Raw genomic sequence first — 22,923 nt, forward strand, 5'->3', positions numbered from 1 at the left:
TCTTTCCTATTTGGCCTTGGCCGCTCTCATCTTCTTAACCTTCGCTGCGATGAAGGGGAAGAAGAAGCTTCCAACAGCGATGATCAGCACGGTCAGAGTGATAGGCTGCTTGTACAGGAAATCCCAGGAACCCTTGCTGGCCACCAGGGCCTGGCGCAGGTTGTTCTCCGTCATGGATCCCAGAACCATCGCCACAATCATGGGAGCCGTAGGGATCTTAAACTTGTAGCAGAAGTATCCGATCAGGCCGAAGATGATCAGCACCAGCACGTCAAAGGGGTTGGTTGCGATGGCAAACACGCCGGTCACGCAGAAAGCCAGGATGATTCCCGCCAGCAGCTCCTCGGGAACCGAAAGGATGGTTTTCATGTAGCGCAGAATGAAGATTCCCAGCGGAGCCATGATGATATTGGCAATAATAATAGCGATAAACAGTCCGTAGATCACGTCCGGGTGCTCGGTGAAGAATACCGGGCCGGTCCTCATGCCGTGGATCATGATCGCGCCCAAAAACAGGGCGGAGGTAGAGTTTCCGGGTACGCCCAGGGCCAGAAGCGGAACCAGGGAGCCGCCGGTTACGGCGTTGTTGGCGGACTCGGGAGCCGCAACGCCGATCACGTTGCCCTTTCCAAAGGAATCCGGGTCCTTGGACATTTTCTTTTCCATATCGTAGGCCATGAAGGTAGCCACGTTGGTTCCAGCGCCGGGGATGATTCCCACGATGGTTCCGATCACGGAGCCGCGAATCCAGGTGGGCAGCTGGCGAAAGCATTCTTTCCAGCCGATCCATACATTATCGACCTCGGGCATCGTGTTGTTGGTCTTTACCCGCTTGCAGGCCTCAGCCGTTTTCAGCACCGATACCACGCCGAAGAGACCGATCAGAGAGGGAACCAGGCCGATGCCGCTAAGCAGGTTCATATTGCCGAAGGTCAGACGGGGATAGCCGTTCTGGGGATCCATTCCGATTACGGCGATCAAAAGTCCGATCATACCGGAGAGCAGTCCCTTGGGAATGTTGTCGCCGCTGATGCTGGTGATACAGGCGATGCCCAGCAGGGATACGGCGAAATACTCGCCCGGGCCAAACTTTAATGCCACCTCGGCCAGCACGGGTGTCAGAAACATCAGCACGATGGCGCTGAACAGGCCGCCGAACACGCTGGCCATGGTGGAGGTTCCCAGGGCCAGGCCCGCTTTTCCCTTTTTCGCCAGCGGATAGCCGTCCAGTGTGGTGGCAAAGCTGGAAATGGTTCCGGGAATCCCCAACAGAATCGCGGAGATCGAACCTCCGTAAATCGAAGAACAATAGATCGCGGCCAGGAAGGCCAGACCCACGCTGGGCTCCATTCCGAAAGTCATGGGCACCATCAGCGCGATGGCCATGTTTCCGGTCAGTCCCGGGAGAGCACCGATCACCAGTCCGACCACGCAGCCCACAACCAAAAACAGCAGTACGTTGACGGATGCAACTGTCTGTAAACCTAATAATATATTAGACAACTGATACTCCTCCCTTCCTAAAAGAATACGCCCGGAAACCGGACATTAAATACCTGGGTAAACGCCACATACAGGCCAATGCTGACGAGAATGGCGGTGGGAAGCAGAATCTTCCACTTTTTATATCCCAGGGTGACGGAGGTCGCTATAATCATTAAAAATGTGGGAATGGTATATCCGATGAATTGAAATGCGAAGTAATATACAAACAGATACGCTACGATAAGCCCAACGCTGCTGTAAGAAATCTGTGCTTTTGCTGCGGGCTGCTCCGGTTGTACCGGAGCAGCCTTCATGGCCTTAACAGCGTTGAATGTGATCACCAGTCCCAGCAGGATAATCGCGATTGAGATCATCCTCGGATAAAACGCGGACTTGGGCGGGATATTCAGGAAATAGACCAGCGTGGCTATTCCAAGAGCGATCGCGCCAATTCCGAGACCAAGCTCTTTTTTATTCAATACTGTCACCTCTTTCTGTGATGTGAGGATTATTCTTTAATCAGATCCTGAATTGCTTCCATGCTGGCATAGTCGTTTGCCAGGAACTCTTTGAAGGTTGCGGCGTCGGTGTAGGTGATCGGCAGTCCGCTGTTGTCAAACTGAGTCTTTACTTCCTCGGAAGCCATAACCTTTGCCATTGTATCGGAGAGAAGCTGAACCACCTCGTCGGGAGTTCCGGCCGGAACCGCCAGACCTCTGTACGCGCCGTATACGAAATCCAGGCCGGATTCCTTCATAGTGGGAACGTCCGGAAGGATGTCGCTGCGCTCGTCCGCACAGATAGCCAGAACCTTAATCTTACCCTGCTCGATCAGGGAAGCAGCGCCTGCATAGGTTGTGAAGCCCACTTCCGCATGTCCGCCCGCCAGCTGCACAGTCTGCTCCGCGGAGCCGTTGGTGTGCATATACTCGAACTCAATGCCGGTCTTCTGGGTGAAGATCAGGCTAGCGATGTGGTGGGAGGTGGAGAATCCCGGAGTGGAGTTCAACAGAACTTTTTCCTTGCCCACTTCCATAAACTGCTCGATTGTCTCGATTCCGGAGGCCTCGGAAGCCACGATCAGCTCGGGGTCGAAGCAATACTCCGCGATGGGGGTGATGGAATCCATATCGTAGGTGGTCGCTCCGCTTAACACGTTGGTTACATAGGAGGAGGTCAGGGCCAGCATGGTGTAGCCGTCCGGCTTCTGGGTTACAGCGTAAGTCTGTCCCACGACAGCGCCGCCGCCCTCTTTATTCAGTACATTGACCGGCTGTCCCAGCTCTTTCTCCAGCTCCTGAGCCAGAATACGGCAGGACAGGTCCACGTTTCCGCCTGCTGCGAAGGGAACTACCAGGTCGATGGGTTTGTTAGGATAATCGGTGGTTTTCTCCGCTGCCGCCGCTGTGGTGTCGGCAGCCGCCTCGGTAGCCTTCTCCTCGGAAGCCGCTGCCTGGGTGGTCGCTTCCTCCTTTGCCGCTGTGGTGGCGGAACCGCCTCCGCCTGAACATCCTGCCAGTACAAGTGCTGCGGCTGCAACCATTGCCAGTGCCTTCATGTTACGTTTTCTCATAATCTGTTCCTCTCTTTCTTTGCCTGATTGGCCACCCCTAGTTAGCCATTATAGATGTTTTAGAGTTGCTAAAAGTATATTTTTTATATACTTTAACTAAGGCCATGGTATCACAGCGGGCAAAAAATAGGAAATATTTATATATGATTGGGGGTATAATAAAAACTTATCGTATTTGCTACCTCATAAGCCCGGATTTTACCCACGCGCTCTCAGTATTTTCCCTTAATAAAGCTCAAAAGCCCCCCTGCTGCGTAGATTTCCCTCTCCCGCTCCGTCAGGGACGCCACCGCCTCAAAGGTTTTTCCGGTGGCTCCGGCCGTTATGGTATACCAGCTGTCCGAAGTCTCTCCGGCACAAATTGGGGCTGTTGACAAAGTGCCTGATCATTTATTACGAGCGGAAAAAAGCAATAAAAAAGACGCCTACCGGCGTCATCCCATACATCTTATCATCCTTTTTAAGTTCAAAGCGGTCGCCGAGAGGAGGCAGTGGTCCTCCGCTGCCTCTAAACCCCGTCGTAAGACGCGTGTTAAGTTATGTCCCCACTTTTGGGCGGCAAACGTGCCCTCGCACCAGATCTGCCGCTTGCGCAGCGCATCCAGATAGTCCGGCTCGTTTTGCCGGGCGAGATGCCGCCGTACTGTGGGACGGAAGTAGGTATCCAGCAGCCTTCGTGCGCCGCGTTTATCATTTTCGCTCAAACATTTCTCCCGGAAAGGACAGCTCCGGCAGTCTCCGCGGTCTGCCCAATACTCCCAGTACACACCGCTGGCGCTGCGGTACAGCCCCTTCACTCGAAGCTCTTTCCCATTGGGGCATTGATAAACATCTTTCTCCGCATCATAAGAAAAGGCATCCCGTTTGAATTCCGCCTTGGTCCTATCAGCAGAAGGCTGCGGCCTGACATAAAAGGAGATTCCCTGCTCCTCCAGCACACGGTGGGCCAGAGGAAAATCGTAAGCGGCGTCCGCTGTGGCCGCCTGAATGGGGAAGACATTTCGATGGATCTGCTCCAGATGGTCCAGGTATGGCACGGAATCATGCACATCGCCCGGTGTCACCGTCACACCCAGGATCACACCGTGGTCCGTGTCCAGGGTTTGATGGCTCAGGTAGTACTGGCCCTCCGGCTTCCCCGGCCGTTTCATATGCCCTGCCTCCGGATCAGTCCGGCTCACACGCTTGTGGCTGCGGCGGCTGTCCCGCTTGATTTGCTTTGTCCGCTTCTTCCGGCGGTGTCCGGTCCGTTTCTCCAGTTTCTGCAGTCCTTCTTCCTCGTAGCCGTCCAGCCGTTCCCAGTATACGCCCGGTTCCTCGGGCATTTCCACCAGATGCTCCGACGCACGGGAGGCATTGGCCTTTACATGGGTAGAGTCGGTAGCTGCCAATTTCCCGCTGACCAGACCTTTTTCAATGCACTGCCGCACCACTTCCTCAAACAGCCGACGGAAAACCTTGCGGAAAGAAGGCTTGCGACGGCGCAGCTGAGAGATGGTGCTGTGGTCCGGTACCCGGTCAAACAGATCCAGGCCCAGATACCACCGCAGGGCCACATCTGTCTGGATACGCTGTTCGATCTGCCGTTCCGATGGGATCCCGTACAGGTATCCTACCAGCAGATATTTTACCAGCACAACAGGGGCAATGGGTGGGCGGCCGTATCTGCGGTTGTACAGATGGGCTGTTTCTTCATGAATGAAGGACAAGTCCAGCGTGGCTTCCAGTTTTCGCAGAAAGTGTCCCTCTGGGACCAAATCTTCTATCGTTACCATGTGCAGCTTCAGTTGCATTCCCATCCCCCTCTCCGCTCTTTTTTTCATTATATCATATTTCCGGCGCTAAGGGGACTTTGTCAACAGCCCCAAATTTTCTTTTGGATCACCAGCTCCTGTCCCTCCTCCGCCAGCTCCGGCCCGCTCCCCTCTGCGAAAACCAAAGGCAGTACCCCGAAGTTGATCAGGTTGGTCCGGTGGATTCTGGCAAAGGACCGGGCGATCACCGCCCTCACGCCCAGATAGGCCGGGAGCAGGGCCGCGTGCTCTCTGCTGGAGCCCTGTCCGTAATTCTCCCCGGCCAGAATCACGCTGCTGCCGTACTCCAGGGCCCGTCCGTAAAATCCGGGGTCGCTGCGGATAAAGGCCGTCTTTGCCGCCTCCGGCACGTTGGAGCGCAAGGCGCCGTACTCCGGGCCGGTGGGCGCGATCTCATCCGTGGACACATTGTCCCCCAGCTTTTTCACCACCCTGGCCCGAATCTCCCCGTTCTGAGGCGTTCCCAGTGGAATGGGCCGGATGCTAGGCCCTCTCACCACCTCCACATGATCCCGCGTCTCCGGTCCGGCGGGCAACGCGATCATGGCATCGTCCACAAAATATACCTCCGGCTCCCCGATCCCGGCCAGCTCCTCCAGGGAAATGACCTCGTCCGGCGGACAGAGGTATCCCGTCACCGCAGCGGCGGCGGCCACCGCGGGTCCCGCCAGGTACACGGAGGCGTCCGTTGTACCGCAGCGTCCCTTAAAATTGCGGTTGGAGGTGCGCACCGACACCCCGCCGGTGGGCGGAGCCTGCCCCAGCCCGATGCAGGGACCGCAGCCGCACTCCATGATCCGCGCCCCGGCCCTGACCAACTGGCCGATGGAACCGTCCTCCAGCAGCATCTGGTAAACCTGTCGGTTGCTTGGAGACACCAGCAGGTTCACATCCGGGTGCACCCGGCGCCCTCTTAGCACCCGGGCGGCCCGGGCCAGATCATAATAGGAGCCGTTGGTGCAGCTGCCGATGTAAACCTGATCCACCTTCACCGGGCCCGCTTCCCGGACGCTTTTCACCTGGTCCGGCATGGGTGGAACGGCCACGGAGGGCACGATGCGGCTCAAATCCAGCGTCAGACGCATCCCGTACACGGCTCCGGGGTCCGCCGCCAGTTCCCTAAAGTGTTCCTCCCGCCCCTGGGCCTTCAAAAAGCGCCGCACCGCCTCGTCCGCCGGGAACACGGAGGAGGTCGCCCCCATCTCCGCTCCCATGTTGGCGATGGTTGCCCGCTGGGGAACCGAGAGGTTTTCCACTCCTTCCCCAAAATATTCCAAAACCTTGCCCACGCCACCCTTCACCGAGAGCTGTTTGAGCAGCCAGAGAGCCGCATCCTTGGCGGATACGCCGGGCTTAAGCTTTCCTTTGACCTCCACGCCGATAACCGCGGGCATCTTAAGCTCCATGGGCTCCCCGCCCATGATGGCGCTGACGTCCAGACCGCCCAGGCCCACTCCCAGCATGCCCAGCGCTCCGGCCGTGGCGCTGTGGCTGTCCGCCCCGGCCAGCACGGTTCCGGGGCGGCCGATTCGGCTGTAATACACGCTGTGGCAGATGCCGTTTCCGGCCTTGGACAGCATGGAACCGTAGCGCCTGGCCGCAGAAGTCACAAACCGGTGGTCGTCCAGGCTCCTGTGGTCCATTGCTACCAGGTTGTGGTCCTGGAACGTGACCGCGGCCGGCACCTGGATTTTATCGATGCCCATAGCCTCGAATCCGATGTAAGCCAGGGTTCCCGACATGTCGTGGACCAAGGTGCTGTCCACCCTGAGAAAGATCTCCGTTCCCACCTCCATCCGCCCCCGGACCAGGTGTTCGGAAATGATTTTTTCCGTGAGATTTTGTGCATATTTTTTCATTTATAACGCTCCTTCTCCGGTAAATTATTCAATATCACCATTTCCCTCAGCGTACCATAAAAGCTATGGCATTGGAAATATTTATAAATAATTCGCCTATAACATAAACTTATGGCAAACAGGAGGGTTCCAGGGCCGGAAATGTCCATCCCCCGCCCGGTTCCAGGACAAAAAACACCCTCCATCCGCCCGGTCTGGGCGCTGGAAGGCATTTTCCCGTCTAACTCGTATTCGATTATTTTCCCTTGACCACGCGGACAAACTCCCGGGCCGCGCTGGTCATATTCTTCTCCATGTAGCCGATGGTCAGGGTTCTGACCGCGTTCTCATCGTCGATTGGATAATAAATCACGCTGTCATACCTGGCCTTGACCCGGTCGATGGCCGACGGCACGAAGCCCACGCCCATCCCGCCGGCAACCATGGCGTTCAGGCTCTCGCAGACGTTGGACTCAAAGGCCACCCGGGGTTCGAACCCAGCGCTGCGGCACAGAGCGATGGAACTTCCCCACATTCTCCTGCCGTGCTCGTACATCACAAAAGGCTCGTCCTTTAGCACCTTCAAATCCTCGATGGTACAGGGCCGCTCTTGCGGATCCGGCAGCTTCTGGTTGATCGCAAACTGCCTGGGAACCGCCAGAAAGATCCGTTCCTCAAACACGCGCTCGTACTTGATGGATTTGTTCTGATAGGGCAGCATCACAAAAGCCAGATCCACCTGGCCCTGCACCAGAAGCGTCTCCGAATCGCTGGAAAACGCGTCCACAATCCGCACCTTGATGCCAAAATGCCGCTTCTGAAACTCCGAGAGCACGCCCAACAGATAACACTTCTGATAAAACGGGGACACGGAAATGGTCAGCTCGCCCTTTTTCAGGCTCTGGAAATCATTCATCTTGTGAATCAGCTGATCGCTCAGCGCCAGAATCACCTTTCCGTCCTCATAAAAAATCTTCCCCGCCGGTGTCAGAGTCACCCGGTTGCTTTTCCTGACAAATAACTTTACCCCCAATTCATCCTCCAGGCGCTGAATCAGCTGGCTCAGCGCGGGCTGGCTCACATGAACCTTGACCGCCGCCTTTGAAAAGCTCCCCTCGTCCGCAGCCGCCAGCACATAGTGGATATCCCGTAATTGCATAGCACCCTCCTCCCTGCCGTTCTTCTACACCAAGGACGGGGTAAACTCCCATTTACTCCGTCCATAATAATCACCATTATATGCGCAATCGTCCAATATTTCAAGTGACACCTTGCCATCTTATCAAGTTCTTATCGCCGCTTTTGCTTGTCGCCTCACGTTTCGTAGCTGAATTTCATCCCCCAGGACTCCCGTATCTCATCCATAAGCCGCAGCACCGTCAGGCTGTCTGCGGGCTTTAAAATATCGCTGGTGTTCATTCCCGCGCGCACGCACCGGTCCACCTCCCGGATCTGATACTCAAACCCATTGATCTCCCAGGGAAGCGACACCTCGTAGGGCTGGCCTCCGTAGGGGGTTACAGTCATGGTCCGGGCCATCTGAAAGTCCGGCAGCCAGATGGCTCCCCTGGTTCCGAACACAGCCGCGGCGCGCCCCAGGTCCATGCCGATGGCCTGCACGGCGTGTGCGCTCCTTCCGCCCGGATAGGTCAGGGAAACAGCGCTGAAATCATCGGTTCCGTACTCACTCATGTGGACATTGGACTCAAATGAAACCGGGGCCTGCCCCATCACCATGTGCAGAAAGCCCAGGTTGTAGATGCCGATATCCAGCAGCGCTCCGCCGCCCAGATCGGAGTTGAACTTCCGGATTTTTCTGGCCCCCTGGGCGATAAATCCGTACTCGCAGCGCGCGTGGCGCACCTCCCCGATCACGCCCTGGGCGATCAGCCCCATCATGTGCTGAAGCTGGGGCAGGAAGCGGATCCAGAACGCTTCCATGATGAAAAGTCCCTTCTCCTCTGCCAGCCGGTAAAGCTCCTCCGCCTGGGCCACGCCGGTGGTAAAGGGCTTCTCACAGAGCACGTGTTTTCCCGCGTTCAGGCACATTTTACAATTCTCATAGTGCATATTGTTGGGTGTGGAAATGTAGACGGCCTCCACCTGCGGGTCCGCGACCATGGCCTCGTAGGAATCATAAAAGGCCGGAATATGGTACTTTTCCGCAAACTCCCGGGCAGAATCCATTTTCCTGGACCCCACCGCCGCAAGGGACGCCTCCCGGCTGTCCATGCTGCACACCGTCAGCGCAAATTTGTTGGCAATCGATCCCGTCGCTAGTATTCCCCATCGCATGATTCAACGCTCCTTCCCGCTGCCGGGTTCCCCGCTCTCCGCCAGGATATCCCGCACAATCTGCTCAATACACGTTTCCAGTTCCAGGTTCTCGTACTGCTTTGTGATGCCGCACCGCAGGAGATTTTCTTCCTTAAAATCCTCCTCGTCAGCCAGAAAACGCCTGCAAAGCTCCTTGTATTTGGGCACCGCCTGCTCCCGCTCCCGGGCGATGGCCCGCTCCAGCCTCAGTCCGTCCTCCACGCAAATATACACCGGCACCAGGGCGGACGGCCCGTAATACGTCTGAAGCTCCTCATAGGACTCCAGCGTGCCCATCATCAGGTAATTCCCCTGCGCCAGATCGATCTGTCCGTCGTCCACTGTGAAATAGCTCCAGGGACCGTAGACCGTCTGATACGTCCTGCACTCGATCAGGGTGCCGTTTTTGCGGGTCTCCTCCAAAAACGCCTGATCCACAAAAAAATACTCCACGCCGTTGTGTTCCCCGTCCCGGATGGGCCGGGTGGTATACATTTTCACGGTTCTGTAGCCGCTTAAGCGGTTGCACAAGCGCTTGAATATGGTGTCCTTGCCCGAAGCGCTCTTTCCCATCACATAAAAAATCTTTCCCATTTTCACTGTTTTCCTATCTGTCAATATTCTGTCTCACCACGAGCAGCCATTCCAGCGCGCGGTCCTGGGGCCCCTGCACCGGAAGTCCCTGTTCCATAAAGCGGAGCACCAGGTCCAGGGCCTCCCCGCTTATCTCCTCACCCGGCGCCACAATGGGAATCCCCGGCGGGTAAATGTAAATATACTCGCCGGAAATGCGCCCGCTGCTCTCCCGCAGCGCCACCCGCTCCAGGTCTTTGTCCATAGCGGAAGCGATGGGCATCAGGCTGCGGAGGCGGGGGAAGGGGGTGGAACCCTGGGCGACTCCGGGAAACGCCGTTCCGACGGGCGTGGGGCCGGCGTTAAGCATGTTTGCGGCAGCGTCCGGCCCGCTGGCGGCAGCCCCGCGGCTCGCACCTATATGCTCAGTTTTCCCCAATTCCTGCGCCAGCTCCCGGTCAATCTCCATCACCGCCGCTTCCAGCCGGTCCAATCCTTCCCCGCTGTCCATCACCGACGTGATCGCGGTGGCGTACTCCGGCCCGCACATTTCCATCTCCAGATGATAGGTTTCCCGCAGAATCCCGTCCAGCTCCGTCCCGGTCATTCCCGTTCCGGCGGTGGAGATCACCACCTTGGACATATCCGTGTCCCACACGCCGCAGCTGCCTTTCAGCCATTTCCCGGCCAGGCGCAGGCACCGCATTTTGCTCAGATTTTCCCGCAGCCGCCCCATCCGCTCCATATAGCGGTCGATGGCATTTCCGGGCGCGCCCCGGTCCAGGCGCAGCCGTTCCATGAGCCAGACGGCGTTCTCGATGGACGCCATCAACACATAGGACGGGCTGCTGCTCTGATAAATCTGCAAAAAACGTTCCAGGCGGCCAATATCCACATAAGGTCCGCCCTTGTCCCGGTTCAAATTCACATGCAGCAGCGCCGTCTGAGTCAGGCTGGGCAACGTCTTGTGAATACTCTGAATCACCAGGTCCGCCCCCAGTTCCAGCGCCGATTGCGGAAACTCCCGCCCATACCGGAAATGCGCCCCGTGGGCTTCATCCACAATCAACGGCAGCCCCGCCCGGTGGACAATCTCCGCAATTTTGTGGATATCGGACACAATTCCGTCGTAAGTTGGGGATACCACCATCACCGCCCGGGTATCCGGGTACTGCCTGAGCGACTTTTCCACATCCTCCGGCAAAATCCCGCCCTGTATCCCCAATCCGGGCACGGTCTGTGGATACAGATACACCGGCTTCAACCGGTTCAGATACACCGCATGATACACCGACTTATGGCAGTTGCGCGCCGTCAGAATCCGGCTCTCAAATCCCGCCGCCGCGCTGACGGCCGCCAGAATCCCGCCGCTGCTGCCGTTCACCAGATAGTACGTCCGGTCCGCCCCGTAAACGCCGGCCGCCCACTCCATGGATTCCCGCAGAATCCCCTCCGGGTGGTGCAGGTTGTCAAACCCTTCGATCTCCGTGATATCCACGGTGAACGGATTGGGAAATTCCAGCTCTCCCATTTCCCCGTCCTCCGCCCCGGCCAGGCGCTTGTGCCCGGGCATGTGAAATGGGTACATATCCGTCTCATTGTACGCCTTCAGGCGGCTGATCAGCCGTTCCTCCCGCCTCATCGCAATTCCTCGTTTCCTGTTATTTTCCCTGTCTCTCCCGCCAGAACCCGGTCCAGAAATTCCAGGCAGCGCCGGGCGTCCCGGTGGCGTTTTAAGACCACCACCTTGCGCGGGTACCGCTCCATCAAATCCCGGAACTGCTGCCTGCGCTCCCGGCTCCGCCCGTCCCGCAGAATCCACATCAGAAATTCCAGGTCCATTTTCTCGTCGCAGCCCTCGGCAATGCTCTCCCGGGCGCGGCCTTTATATTTCCAGTTCCGGTACAGCGCCTGAGGCAGGCAGACCCGGCGTGGAAAATCCATAAAGAAAATCAAATCCGCCTCCGCCATTCTGCGCTCCTGGTGGAAATTCGCGTAATTTCCATCGATCACCCAGCCCCGTTCCCGGTTCTCGTTCAAAAAGTCCTCCACCATTCCACGGGCCTCCGCCCGGTCCCGCTCCTGCCAGCCCGGCACAAACTGAACCTTGTCCAAAAACAGCACCGGACACCCCGTCATCTCCCCCAGCCTCGCCGCCAACGTAGATTTTCCCGACGCCGCATACCCGATCACTGCAATTTTCATGCCGTCCTCCTCCTCTGAATGGTTTTGTGTGCTGCCTACGTTTCCTTATAATACCTTGTCATTGACCGCAAGGTCGATGATAAGGGCTACGTTTCCTTATTATACCTTGTCATTGACCGCAAGGTCGATGATAAGAGCACCGTTTCCTTATTATACTATACTTACCACAAAATTTGAATTATTTTCACACCCGTTCCCCTCCACAAATTTCACGCACAAAAAAAGCGGGGATTATGATCTCCCCGCATACCGCAACATTCCGGATTCACCCTACCGCAGCCGCCATCTTGTCCTGCCCGTCATCCCAACTCCCTCTTCGACCCGATTCCGGCAGCCTGAAAATAAAGCTCCTGGCGGCCATTGTGAAAGGGCACCACGGTCTGAAAGTCATTTTGCTCCAGCAGCGCCATAAAATCCCCCATACTCTGATGGTGGGGAAAATGCGCCCGGACCGCCCTCTTTCCATCCAAAAGCGTCTGTACGAAACCGCCCGGCTTCACTCTGCCCGTAATAATCACAAGACCTCCCCGCGCCAGTTCCCGCTCCGCCAGACTCCTGCAGCGCTGCTGCTCCAGATGGGCGTCCCCCAGCAGCAGAACATCATATCTGTCCCGCTCCAACCGTTCCTCCGGCTGTTCCTCCAGGAACGCACGAATCTGCTCCTCTTTCCCTGCGCGCAGCCACTGACCGTATCCACACATCTGTTCCGCAGCCGCGGCGAACCCCCGATCCGCGGCGATCCCGACCTGCGGAAAATTCTCCTTTATCAACGCAATCAGCTCCAGTCCACGGCCATACCTGGGCAGCGGCAGAACCACCCGGCGGCCGGCGGCAAGGCAGGGGCCGATCCATTCCAAAATCCGGCTCCGTAGAGCCCGCGCATCCTCCTGCGCGTCCGGGTGAGCGCAGTCCACGATCGCCAGATCCGCCCTCCGCCCCTTCACCTGGTCCACGGCAAATGCCAGCGGTCCGGGCTGATAATCCCCGGAATAAAAACAGCTTTTTCCCGAATCCCATATATGAAACCATAGGCCGCCAACGCAGTGTCCGCTCCTTCCGCAGGAAAAATGCAGCTCCCGCCCCAGTCCCATGGGCCAGGCGGACAGCGGATCCGCCTGGATCACCTTGTTGTAACAGATCCCGGCCAACTCCACAGTAGCCCCGGCTGCCACCAGCCACCCCCGAAAGCCCCGGGAAACCAGCCTTGAAAACGCTCCGCTGTGATCCTTGTGACAATGGCTCAGAAACAGATATTCCGTTCTCTCCAAAAGCTCCGTCTCCACCTCCGGCCAGGGATTTTCGTCCGTGTCCATGATTCCGCAGTCCAGCATATAATACCGCCCCTGAGCAAAGGGTACCAAAAAGCAGCTCCGCCCGTGCTCCCCATACCCGCCTTTAACAATCAGCCGATCCATATACATACAGCTTCTCCCTCTCCACTTCGATATAACCGGACTCTTGTTCCTCAATCGGCCCGCTGTGCAGAAAACACAGTTCGTCCCCGTCCATTGTCCGGGTTTTGATGCGGTAGAAACCGCCCTCGAAGGTGGACATCATCACCGTGACCGCAAAACAGTTCTCTCCCCTGACGCTGCTCCACCTGCAGTCCTCAGGCCTAAAACGCACCTGGCAGGACAAATCCCCGCGGCCCTCTCCCGGGAAATACATTCCTTCCACAATGTCCTGGCCAATCCTCACACGGCAGGTATCCCCCACCATCCCGCTCTCTAAAACCGCCCGTTTCAGCCTGTTTCCCGCGCCCAGAAGTCCGGCCACCAGCGCGGTCCCCGGCCTGAGATAACAGGTGCGCGGCTTATCCGCCTGATCGATCCTGCCCCTGTTCATGATAATGATCCGGTCCGCCATAGCAAAGGCTTCCGACGGGTCGTGGGTCACATGAAACACCGTGGTTTTCAGCTTGTGAAACAGATAGGACATCTCCGTGCGCATCTCGATGCGCAGCTGCACGTCCAGGTTGCAAAGCGGCTCGTCCAACAGAAGAATGGACGGCTTGGTCACCAGCGCCCGCGCGATGGCCACACGCTGCTGCTGGCCGCCGGAGAGCTCCGCAGGATACCGCGACATCAGCCCGTCCAGATGCAGCAGGCCTGCAATCTCCTCCACCCGTTTCCTGCACTCCGCCGGATCCACCTTCCCCACCTTCAGACCATAGGTAATATTGTCCTCCACCTTCATATGGGGCCAGAGCGCGAAGTCCTGAAATACCATGTTGATCCCCCGTTTTTCCGGGGGAAGCGTGCGGTGCTTGTCCGAAACCTCCCGCCCGCGGATCCGCACCAGTCCCTGATCCAGGGGCAGTATACCGGCAATGATGCGCAAAAGCGTGGATTTTCCACAGCCTGAAGGCCCCAGCACGCTGATGATTTCCCCTTCCTTCACCTCCATGCTGACGCCGCCCAGCACAGGCGTTCTGCCGTAATTCTTTACCACGTTTTGTAGCTCAAGTATTGTCTGCATTCTGTTTCCTCTTTCCAATATTTAAAACGAATTCCAAAATCAGCATGATCCCGATGATAAATGTGCCACCCACAATGGTAGCTGCCGCCGCGTAGCCGAATTTCAGGTCGTTGTAGGCATCGCTTATGTACACCGGCAGCGTGCTGAAGTTGGGCGGATACAGAATCGTGGTGATGGCCAGATTGAATACGCTTCCCCCAAACGCCGCCAAAACCGCGGAAACCGTGCTGGAATGGAGTAACGGCAAAAGGACCGTCCGAATCCGCCGCGCCAGGCCCGCGCCCTGTATCTGGGATGCGGTCAAAAGCTGCTCCGGAACCTTGGACATGCCGCCCACCAGCACCCGGTTAATCAGTGGAACCGCGGAGGCCACGCTGGCCAGAATCAGGATTTCCGGTTTGCCGTACAGGTTTAATCCCACGGAAGCAAGCCATTTCTGGTTCCACACAAAAATATACCCGATGCCCAGCACCACTCCCGGAACGGCCATGGCCGTCAGCGTCAGCAGGTCGATCAGCCGCTTCAGTTTAAACCGTGAGTACGTCAGGAGATAAGCGGCCGCGAATCCCACAAGCAATCCGATCACTGCGGCCACCGCCGCCAGGCTCAGCGAATTTTGGACGCCCCGGAGCAGCGCGCCGTCCAGCTCCAGCACTCCCCGATAATTGTCCAGGGTAAAGCGGAATTTCTGTATACTAAAGGAATCCGAAAAGGACATGATAAAGTTGGAACCCACCGGTATCCCCAGGGCAGCCAGGCAGAATACGCCGGACGCAGCCGTAATAACCGCTCCTTTTACCGGCCCCGGCTTGCGGGGCGTCACCCGCTCGGTTCCACAGTTCAGAAAATCGAACCGTTTTCTGCCCATGGCGCAAAACTGGAGCCCCATAGCAACAACAATCATCACCACCAGGTACATCGAGAGCACCCCCGCCATATCGAAACGCACCGGGGACGAGCAGATGGCGCTGTAAATGGTGTAAGGCAGCGTGGGAAACGCATACACCGCCGTAATGGTGGACGACATGCCGTAATCCCCCACCGTGTCCATAAAAATCAGCATCGCCGCGGAAAAATACGCAGGCAAACACAGCGGCATCTGCACGGTACGCCAAACCCGCAGCGGAGAAGCCCCGTTCATTCTGGCCGCATGAACCAGTCGGGCCGGATACCACTCCAGCGCCGCCTTGATAGCCACGTAAGCCATGGGATATTTGCACAGCACCATCACGCAGACCAGGCCGGGGAAGCTGAACAGAAAGGAGCTCATCCCCGGAATGTGCAGCCAGGAGCTGGCGATGCCGTTCCCGGAGGCAAAAAAGACCCACCCCTGGGCCAGAATAAAGGAGGGCATAATCATCAGAATCCAGCTGACGATATCCAACAGCCTGGCAAGCGGGAAGTCGTAGCGCACTCTCACATGAGCCAGCGTCCCGGCTAAAAGCAGACCGAACACCGTGGTCGCCAGGCTGAGTCCGGCGGAATTGAAAAACGCCTTTTTCCACAGCGGACGGACAAACACATCCAGTACCAGACGAAGATTTCCGGCGTCGAATTTATCAGGAGACAGCCCCGGACATACGACCTGAGCCAGCACTGCCGCCAACGGCAGCAGCACCAGCACGGTCAGGATTCCCAGGACGCCGAAACCCGCAATATTTTCTTTTAATTTCATCTCTGCGCTCCGGTCTCTACTGCGCGGACATATCGGCGAACCAAGCCTTGATCTCGGCCTCGTTCTTTGCGCCCCACTCGATGTCCGCCACCGCCATTTTGGCGTTCTCATCCCGCTCTGCCTTCCGGTTTACGCCGTTTACGGAGGGTTCAAAATATCCCTCGTCCCCGGTGTCTACCAGCTTCTGCTGAGTCGCCGGATCCAGCAGGAAATTCACAAACAGCTTGGCAATCTCCATCTGGTCGGAACCGGCGTTTATAGCGGCAACTCTGGTGGAGCCGGGCGCGCCCTCCTCCGGCCATAATATCTGGATCGGTTCCCCTCCGGCCACCATATCGTAGGCGTTGGTCTCCTGCAGCAGCGCAATGGACACCTCGCCGCTGGCAAGGGCCTGGACTACCTGGGGATTTTTGGGATATACCTTCAGCCCCTGGCTAAACAGCTGGTTAAAATACGCTTTCCCTCCGTCCATTCCCAGACGGTCGAAGAAATAGGCGGCCAGAGGATAGGCCGGGGCCGCCACTCCGGGATCGGCCATGCCCACCTGCCCTGCATAGGCCTCATCCGTCAGGTCCGCAAAGGTTCTGGGGGCAGAGGACTGGTCGTACTTGTCCGTCCGGTACACCAGCACGCCCGCCGCATGGATGTCCGTTGGCCAGCAGCACTTATTGTCCGGCACCAGCCCTTTGGAAAACTCCGTCAGGTTCGCCGCGTTTTCCGGCTCCCAGCCGGTCAGCAGACTCCCATCCCCGGACAAATTGTACACATCATACATGGAATCAATCCATACCACATCCCACTGGGGATTGCTCTTCTCCGCCTCAATTCTGGACATGGTCTCCGCACCGTTTCCGGCCACCACTTCCACATCGTATCCGGTTGCCTCTTTGAACAGGTCCCCGATCACACCGTCGAAATCATTCAGATATACCAGCAACGGCTCCGTCTGGACCGGTGCATCCATTTCCGCGGAGCGGCTGTCCCCCGCCCCGGTTTCCCCTGCGGCTCCTGCTCCCTCCGTGTTTCCATCCGAAGTCCCGGTCTCCCCGCCGCTGCCTTCCGCGGTTTTTTCCACCGCAGCTTGCGCCGGTACCGTTCCTGCGGCCGTCTGTCCCTGGCCGCTCCCACAGGCGCTCACCGCCGCCGTCATACAGATGCAAAGTCCCAGTGCCAAGATTTTTTTCATAACTTACGCTCCTCACTCTCTCTTCGTTTGTTTCAGCTTAGCACTGGTTCGCTTTTGGTAACATCACAGTTCTGTAATTTGTTTGTAAAAAAACGGTAAAAAGCCGCCCCGAATCTCTCCGGAGCGGCCCATCCCGCCTTTCTTTCACTTCACCGATTGTTTTTGAAGCAGACGAACCCTGATCCCTTCCCGGTTGGAGCAGTACACGCCCACCAGGATCAACGCGCACCCGGCCAGGTGCGCCGGCCCCACCGGCTCGGCCAGGAAAATGGCTCCGGCCACCATGGACACCACGGTCGCCAAATTCGTGTAGGACGTGGCCTGGGCCACGGTCAGATCGTTGACCGAGTAATTTAACATACAGAACGCCGCCACGGAAGAGATGATCCCCAGATACAGCAGCGCGCCCAGAATCCTGATATCTCCCAGCGCTTTGCCCGCCTGGGCGGCCAGATTCCCGCCCTCCGTGACCAGAGCCGCGGTCACGAACACCGCCATTCCCAGGCCGAACATCACATAGGTCCGTTCAAACGCCGTGTAGCGGTCCGCGCAGCGTCTGCTGAGCAGGCTGAATCCCGAGCCGGTGATTACCGCGCAGACCAGCACCAGAATGCCTGCCAGGCTGGCGCCGCCCCCTTCCCCGGACATGGCGATCAGCACCGCCCCCGCCAGAGACATCAGCCCGAACAGCAGCTGTCTGACTGTAAAACGTTCCTTCAGGAACACCGCCCCCAGCAGCATCCCCGCCACCGGCACCGTGGCGATCATAGAGCCGGAGATCACCGAGTTGGTCAGCTTGATCCCCAGGCTTTCAAAGGTAAAATACAACACCGGCTGAAAAAGCCCCAGGGCCAGAAGAGGTCTCAGATCCTTTTTCAAGTCCACCTTCACCACCCGGGCGCATACCAGCACATTCATGGCCAGAAACGCGATGGAAAACCGCAGCGCCAGCATGACAAATGTGTCCACAGTCAAAAGCACCACCCTGGAAAACATAAAACTCAACCCGAATATGACATTTCCCGCAATGGCCGCGGCTGCGGCTTTTTTCCTGCTTTTCATGTTCTCCCCTGCTCCCATCCTTCTCTCCTTTTTCGATGCGTTAAGGGGGCCGCCGGTTGACAGCCCCCTACCATTATGTACCATAAAACATCGTTGTGTCAACTAGTTCAGCGTGTCTAACGCCTTCTTGATCCGGTTCATGCAGTCCTCCACACAACGCTTGGGCATAGCTGCGTTGATCCGCTCAAATCCATTTCCTTCCTCGCCGAAAATGTACCCCTCGTCAAAGGCGATTCTGGCGGTCTCCTGCATCAGCTTCTCCAGCTTCTTAGGATCGCTCTCATATCCGTTCAAATCCAGCCAGATCAGGTAGGTGCCCTCCACCGCGGTCACGCTGGCCTTGGGCAGCTGCTCCTTGACGAACTCCTTGACAAAGCGGATGTTCTCATCCAGGTAATCCCGCAGCTGGTCCAGCCACTCCTCGCCCTCGTTGTAGGCGGCGATGGTGGCGGCGATGCCGAAGGGATTGGCCATGCTGACGGAAAACGCGTCGTCGATCACACCCAGCCACTTCTTCTGCCACTCCTTGTTGGGGATCACAATATTGGACAGCTGCATACCCGCCAGGTTGAAGGTCTTGGAGGGAGCCGTGCAGACCACGATGTGATCGGCGTACTCGGGAGCCACCTTTAACAGCGGCGTGTGGACCACGCCCTTGCGGGTCAGATCCATGTGGATTTCATCGGAGATAATCCATTTTCCATACTTTTTCGCGATCTCCACCAGACGTCCCAGTTCCTCCACGGTCCACACCCGTCCAACCGGGTTGTGGGGGCTGCAGAGAATCATACCCTTGACCGCCTCGTCGGCGAACTTTTTCTCCAGGTCCTTATAATCCATGCGGTAGTCGCCATTCTCATAGATCAGGGAACTGTTGAAGATTTTCCTGTTATTTCCATTGATTTTGTTGGTAAAGGGATAATACACCGGTCTCTGGATAATGATCCCGTCCCCCTCGCTTGTCAGGGCCTGAAGCAGGAACGCCAGGGCCGGCACCACGCCGGGGCTGAAAAATACGTCCTCTTTAGCCACTTCCCAGCCGTATCTGCGCCTGAACCAGCCGGTCACGGCATGTTTTAAGTCCTCGTTGTCGTAGATGGTGTATCCGAAAATCTTCCGGTCAATGCGCTCGTGCAGCGCCCTGATAATGGGCTCGGCGCAGGCAAAATCCATATCCGCAACCCACACGGACAGCGCATCCGACGGCGCGCCCTCGGGCATCTGGTCCAGTTTGCAGGAGTAAGTGCCCTTCCGGTCCACAACCTCGTCAAAATTGTACTTCATAATCATTCAACCTCTTTTCTACAAAATCTCCATATTTTAGAATGCGGTCCAGCCGCTCTCTGTCAACACATACATTATAACAAACGAAATCAGGATAAACGCAATTACTTTCGGGAAAACCCATTTAAACCACTTCGGGAACGGCACGCCCGCCATCACGCAGGAGCCAACGGTCCAGCCCAGGAACGGGGAAACCATGTTGGTGAATCCGTCGCCGTACTGGAAGGCCTGCACCGCAACGTTTAAATCCATATTTAAGGTCTCCGCGATGGGTTTTAAGATCGGTACCAGGATCGCGGCCTTGGAGGTAGCGGAGGGGATCAGCAGGTTGACCACACAGATGATAGCGGTCATTCCAATACTGGATACCGCGCGGCTTAAATCCATCAGCGGCCTCGTCAGCACATAAACCATGGTGTGGATCACCATACCCTCGGCCAGCACCAGGGACATCACCTTGGCAAGACCGATTACAAAACCTACGAATACCAACCCCTGCAGGCCCTTTACAAACTCGTCGCCCACCTTGTCAAAGGAGAATCCGCCGATAAAGCCGCAGACAATGGCTACAAACAGCGCCAGCGCCGTCATCAAATGCTGGAGATAATTCCCGTCTCCGCCTAAAAGCGGGTAAGCCACCAGAATTCCGTACTGGCCCAGGAACAGGACCAGGATGGCGATGGTTCTGCCGGAAAGTTTGGTTCCCTGGCTCAGCTTCGCCTCCTCCTCGGCGGTCACCTTCATGTTGGCGGGGTTCCAGCCCTCGCTCCACATCAGGGACTTGGTGGGATCCTTGCGGATCTTTTTCACATAGCGCAGCAGCAGGAACAGTCCCAAAAGCATAAAGAAATTCATGCTGATAAACATAGTGAAGAAAGCGCCGTACACCGGCACGCCCATCATCAGCTGGGTGATAAACTGCTTGGTAGGTCCGGTTCCGAATCCCAGCAGCGTGGCGTAGCTGGAAACGCCGATGGCGCAGATGGGATCCAGCTTCAGTTTCTTTGTAAAGATCACGCCGATGGGCACCACCGCGATCAGGGCGTCCGTGCCGCCGAAGCCGCCCAGATAAACCATCAGCACGAACATGATCGTAATCAGAATATTTTCGCTCTTATCCTTTAACTTGTAAATAGCCCAGTTGAGCAGCTCGTCGATGGCGCCTGTAGCCATGACCACCGCTGTCATCGCGCCGGAGGTGAGAACCGTCCAGATCACCAGGCCGGAATCGCCAAGGCCCTGAAGAATCAACATGAACATCCGCCAGGGAGCCACCGGATTCTGGTGCCCCAGGTAGGAAAACTGGTCGCCCAGAATCTTTCCGTTCTCATCCACGGCAAACTCGCCTGCCGGGATTATGTAGGTCAACAGACATGCAAACAGCAGCAGTCCCATCATAATCCAAAACAGATGGGGCATCTTAAAACCTTTCTTCGCCTTTTCCCCTGTACTCATCTTTTTTCCCCCTATTCAGCATTTAAAAAATCAATGGCAAACCTCGCCATAAACTCGGAACCCTTGCGGAACGCCTTCTCATCCAGATCGAACTTGCAGTGGTGCTGGGGATAAACCGTGTCTCCCGCCTTTTCAGCGCCAAGCACCCCGTAAAAACCCTTATACTTCTCCAGAATATACCCGAAATTATCGCCCGCACAGATGGGATCCGTCTGCTTCGCCAGCTCAAGGCCGTCCACATCCTTCACCAGGCCCTTCGCCCGGCTGATCAACTCTGCGTTGTTGCTCACCGGCGGAACGCCTCCGTTGATCACCAGCTCGTAATCCACCCCGTACATGGCGCAGACGCCCCTGGCAATCTGGTGCATCTTCTCCAGAATCACTTTATCCCCGCCGGGCTTATACCAGCGGAAGCCGCCGTAGAGCTTCGCCTCCGAAGGGAACACATTGCCGATGGTTCCGGCCTCGATGCGCCCCACGTTGACCACGGAGTGATCCAGCACATCGTAGAAATTGCTGGGAATGGACGCGAACTTTAAAACCATCTCGCAGGCCGCCTTGATGGGATCCTTCACCAGATCCGGCCTTCCGCCGTGGCCGCCCTCGCCCTTCACCGTCAGGTCGTATCCCACGCCGCCCGCAAATACGGAATTGGGAATCAGCAGGATCTCTCCCTCCGGAAGCGTGCTCCAGATATGAAGTCCGATCACGCTGTCCACGCCGCCGATGGAGTCGAAATAGTCCAGCACTTCCTTGTAGCCGAAGCCCGTCTCCTCCGCCACCTGGAACACGCAGATCACAGTGCCCGCCAGCTCCTCCTTCACCTCGTTCAGCACCTTGGCCGCTCCCAGCATCATGGCGATGTGGGCGTCGTGGCCGCAGGCGTGCATCACGCCCTCGTTCTCAGAGGTAAATTCCAGCCCCGTCTCTTCTTTCACAGGAAGCGCGTCGATGTCAGCGCGGAGCGCGATGGTCTTCCCTTCCTTTCCGCCCTTGATGGTGGCGGCTACCCCGCAGTTGGGAGCCAGCACCTCAAAGGGAATCCCCATGCCCTGAAGCTCCTCCTGAATCTTGCGGGAAGTATTCTGTTCCTTCAGAGAGAGTTCCGGGTGCCTGTGAAACCATCTTCTCATCTCAATGATGTAAGCCTCATAGTCGTCGTACAATTTCTTTACATCCATGTTTGTGCCTCCTGTTAAGAAATCTGCTTAATTGATAATAAGCTTAATGTTTAAGCTACTTAACTGATGTAAACAGAATATCACTTATTGTTTAATCTGTCAATATATCTTTTAAAATTTTGCATTGACTTAACATTATTAACCATCATAGAGTCTTTTAATATATTTTATGTGGTAATATTTACTTTTTATTCAAGGAACGTCCCTGCTCAATTCGCGGGGTCCAGCCGGAACATTCCCTCTTTTTCAGAGGTGCAAAATATAAGCGGGATAAAATTCAAGCCGCCCCGCTGCCTTTGCAGTGGGACGGCCCTGCCGCCTGATCCCTGATCAAATTGTCCGGTCAATCACTTGCTGCTGTTGACCTGCAGCATCTTACTCTCCTCCACATCCAGTTTGAAGGATTCGTTGAGCTTCTTCTGAATCCGGATATAGGTCTCCAGCTCCTCCTCCGAGAACTCGTCCAACATCCGGGCCGAGCGCCTGTAACAGGCCTCCTCGAATTTAAGGTGGTAATTGTAGATCTTCTGCCCCTCCTCGGTGAGGTGCAGATTGTACTCCCGGTTGTTGTCGCTGTTTCTGGTCTGGATCAGCCAGCCCTTGTCCTTCATCCGCCGCATCAGCTGCGAGCAGGCGCTTCGGGTCTTGTCAAAATAGACCGCCAGCTCCGTGATGGTGATCCCCGGTTCCTGCCCAATCTTATGGATAAACTGAGATTCCGCCTGGTACATGACCACTCCATTGTAATCGTGCAACAGGGAGTTATAGTCGTTCACAAACTTACACCCCCGGTCAAAC

General features: G+C 56.7%; 20 protein-coding genes. All 20 read right to left on the reverse strand.

Translation table 11 applies throughout. The features are described 5' to 3' along the window. Positions 1-6: 6 nt before the first annotated feature. Positions 7-1,503 (reverse strand): tripartite tricarboxylate transporter permease, encoded by a 1,497-nt coding sequence (locus tag ACK2JC_RS12930; protein ID WP_276851649.1) that lies wholly within the window; start codon positions 1,501-1,503, stop codon positions 7-9. A 17-nt stretch (positions 1,504-1,520) separates the two neighbouring features. After that, a complete protein-coding gene (locus tag ACK2JC_RS12935) occupies positions 1,521-1,964 on the reverse strand; it encodes a tripartite tricarboxylate transporter TctB family protein (RefSeq protein WP_276949025.1) in 444 nt (147 codons plus the stop codon). 29 nt (positions 1,965-1,993) lie between these two features. After that, positions 1,994-3,058: a tripartite tricarboxylate transporter substrate binding protein gene (locus ACK2JC_RS12940; protein ID WP_320938003.1), complete on the reverse strand. Its 1,065-nt coding sequence runs from the start codon at positions 3,056-3,058 to the stop codon at positions 1,994-1,996. 212 nt (positions 3,059-3,270) lie between these two features. Beyond that, positions 3,271-3,435, reverse strand: a complete 165-nt coding sequence (locus ACK2JC_RS12945) for a hypothetical protein (protein ID WP_411338494.1) — start codon at positions 3,433-3,435, stop codon at positions 3,271-3,273. Positions 3,436-3,492: 57 nt separating this feature from the next. Further along, positions 3,493-4,857, reverse strand: coding sequence for an IS1182 family transposase (locus ACK2JC_RS12950; RefSeq protein ID WP_411337769.1), 1,365 nt, complete (start codon positions 4,855-4,857; stop codon positions 3,493-3,495). A gap of 56 nt (positions 4,858-4,913) precedes the next feature. Then, positions 4,914-6,731, reverse strand: a complete 1,818-nt coding sequence (locus ACK2JC_RS12955) for an aconitate hydratase (protein WP_411338495.1) — start codon at positions 6,729-6,731, stop codon at positions 4,914-4,916. Positions 6,732-6,966: 235 nt separating this feature from the next. Beyond that, positions 6,967-7,869 carry a LysR family transcriptional regulator gene (locus ACK2JC_RS12960; protein ID WP_320938005.1) on the reverse strand — a complete coding sequence of 301 codons (903 nt, stop codon included), beginning with the start codon at positions 7,867-7,869 and terminating at the stop codon, positions 6,967-6,969. Between the two features lie 155 nt (positions 7,870-8,024). Further along, positions 8,025-9,005 carry a Gfo/Idh/MocA family protein gene (locus ACK2JC_RS12965; RefSeq protein ID WP_092362924.1) on the reverse strand — a complete coding sequence of 327 codons (981 nt, stop codon included), beginning with the start codon at positions 9,003-9,005 and terminating at the stop codon, positions 8,025-8,027. Positions 9,006-9,008: 3 nt separating this feature from the next. Further along, the gene (locus tag ACK2JC_RS12970; protein WP_227169745.1) at positions 9,009-9,620 is read right to left on the reverse strand and encodes a guanylate kinase; all 612 of its coding nucleotides are present in this window, start codon (positions 9,618-9,620) and stop codon (positions 9,009-9,011) included. A 13-nt stretch (positions 9,621-9,633) separates the two neighbouring features. After that, a complete protein-coding gene (locus ACK2JC_RS12975) occupies positions 9,634-11,241 on the reverse strand; it encodes an aminotransferase class I/II-fold pyridoxal phosphate-dependent enzyme (protein ID WP_368272133.1) in 1,608 nt (535 codons plus the stop codon). After that, positions 11,238-11,804 (reverse strand): DNA topology modulation protein FlaR, encoded by a 567-nt coding sequence (locus tag ACK2JC_RS12980; RefSeq protein ID WP_092362930.1) that lies wholly within the window; start codon positions 11,802-11,804, stop codon positions 11,238-11,240. Before ACK2JC_RS12980 ends, ACK2JC_RS12975 begins: the two co-directional genes overlap by 4 nt. A gap of 299 nt (positions 11,805-12,103) precedes the next feature. Next, positions 12,104-13,225: a hypothetical protein gene (locus ACK2JC_RS12985; protein ID WP_107435082.1), complete on the reverse strand. Its 1,122-nt coding sequence runs from the start codon at positions 13,223-13,225 to the stop codon at positions 12,104-12,106. Then, positions 13,200-14,282 carry an ABC transporter ATP-binding protein gene (locus ACK2JC_RS12990; RefSeq protein WP_320938007.1) on the reverse strand — a complete coding sequence of 361 codons (1,083 nt, stop codon included), beginning with the start codon at positions 14,280-14,282 and terminating at the stop codon, positions 13,200-13,202. Before ACK2JC_RS12990 ends, ACK2JC_RS12985 begins: the two co-directional genes overlap by 26 nt. Then, complete coding sequence (locus ACK2JC_RS12995) at positions 14,266-15,957, reverse strand: iron ABC transporter permease (protein WP_320938008.1); 1,692 nt, start codon at positions 15,955-15,957, stop codon at positions 14,266-14,268. The genes ACK2JC_RS12990 and ACK2JC_RS12995 overlap by 17 nt, the downstream gene beginning before the upstream one ends. A 16-nt stretch (positions 15,958-15,973) precedes the next feature. Next, positions 15,974-17,143: an extracellular solute-binding protein gene (locus ACK2JC_RS13000; RefSeq protein WP_092362971.1), complete on the reverse strand. Its 1,170-nt coding sequence runs from the start codon at positions 17,141-17,143 to the stop codon at positions 15,974-15,976. Between the two features lie 144 nt (positions 17,144-17,287). Then, positions 17,288-18,223 carry a DMT family transporter gene (locus tag ACK2JC_RS13005; protein WP_320938009.1) on the reverse strand — a complete coding sequence of 312 codons (936 nt, stop codon included), beginning with the start codon at positions 18,221-18,223 and terminating at the stop codon, positions 17,288-17,290. Positions 18,224-18,307: 84 nt separating this feature from the next. Beyond that, on the reverse strand, positions 18,308-19,489 hold the full coding sequence (locus ACK2JC_RS13010; RefSeq protein ID WP_320938010.1) for a MalY/PatB family protein: 1,182 nt from the start codon (positions 19,487-19,489) through the stop codon (positions 18,308-18,310). A gap of 36 nt (positions 19,490-19,525) precedes the next feature. Next, positions 19,526-20,944, reverse strand: a complete 1,419-nt coding sequence (locus ACK2JC_RS13015; protein WP_320938011.1) for a TIGR00366 family protein — start codon at positions 20,942-20,944, stop codon at positions 19,526-19,528. A gap of 11 nt (positions 20,945-20,955) precedes the next feature. After that, positions 20,956-22,125 (reverse strand): M20 family metallopeptidase, encoded by a 1,170-nt coding sequence (locus ACK2JC_RS13020; RefSeq protein WP_092362979.1) that lies wholly within the window; start codon positions 22,123-22,125, stop codon positions 20,956-20,958. Positions 22,126-22,472: 347 nt separating this feature from the next. After that, complete coding sequence (locus tag ACK2JC_RS13025; RefSeq protein WP_227169753.1) at positions 22,473-22,901, reverse strand: MarR family winged helix-turn-helix transcriptional regulator; 429 nt, start codon at positions 22,899-22,901, stop codon at positions 22,473-22,475. Between the last annotated feature and the right edge of the window lie 22 nt (positions 22,902-22,923).

The sequence above is a fragment of the Enterocloster lavalensis genome (assembly GCF_046603895.1).
Taxonomy (GTDB): Bacteria; Bacillota; Clostridia; order Lachnospirales; family Lachnospiraceae; genus Enterocloster; species Enterocloster lavalensis.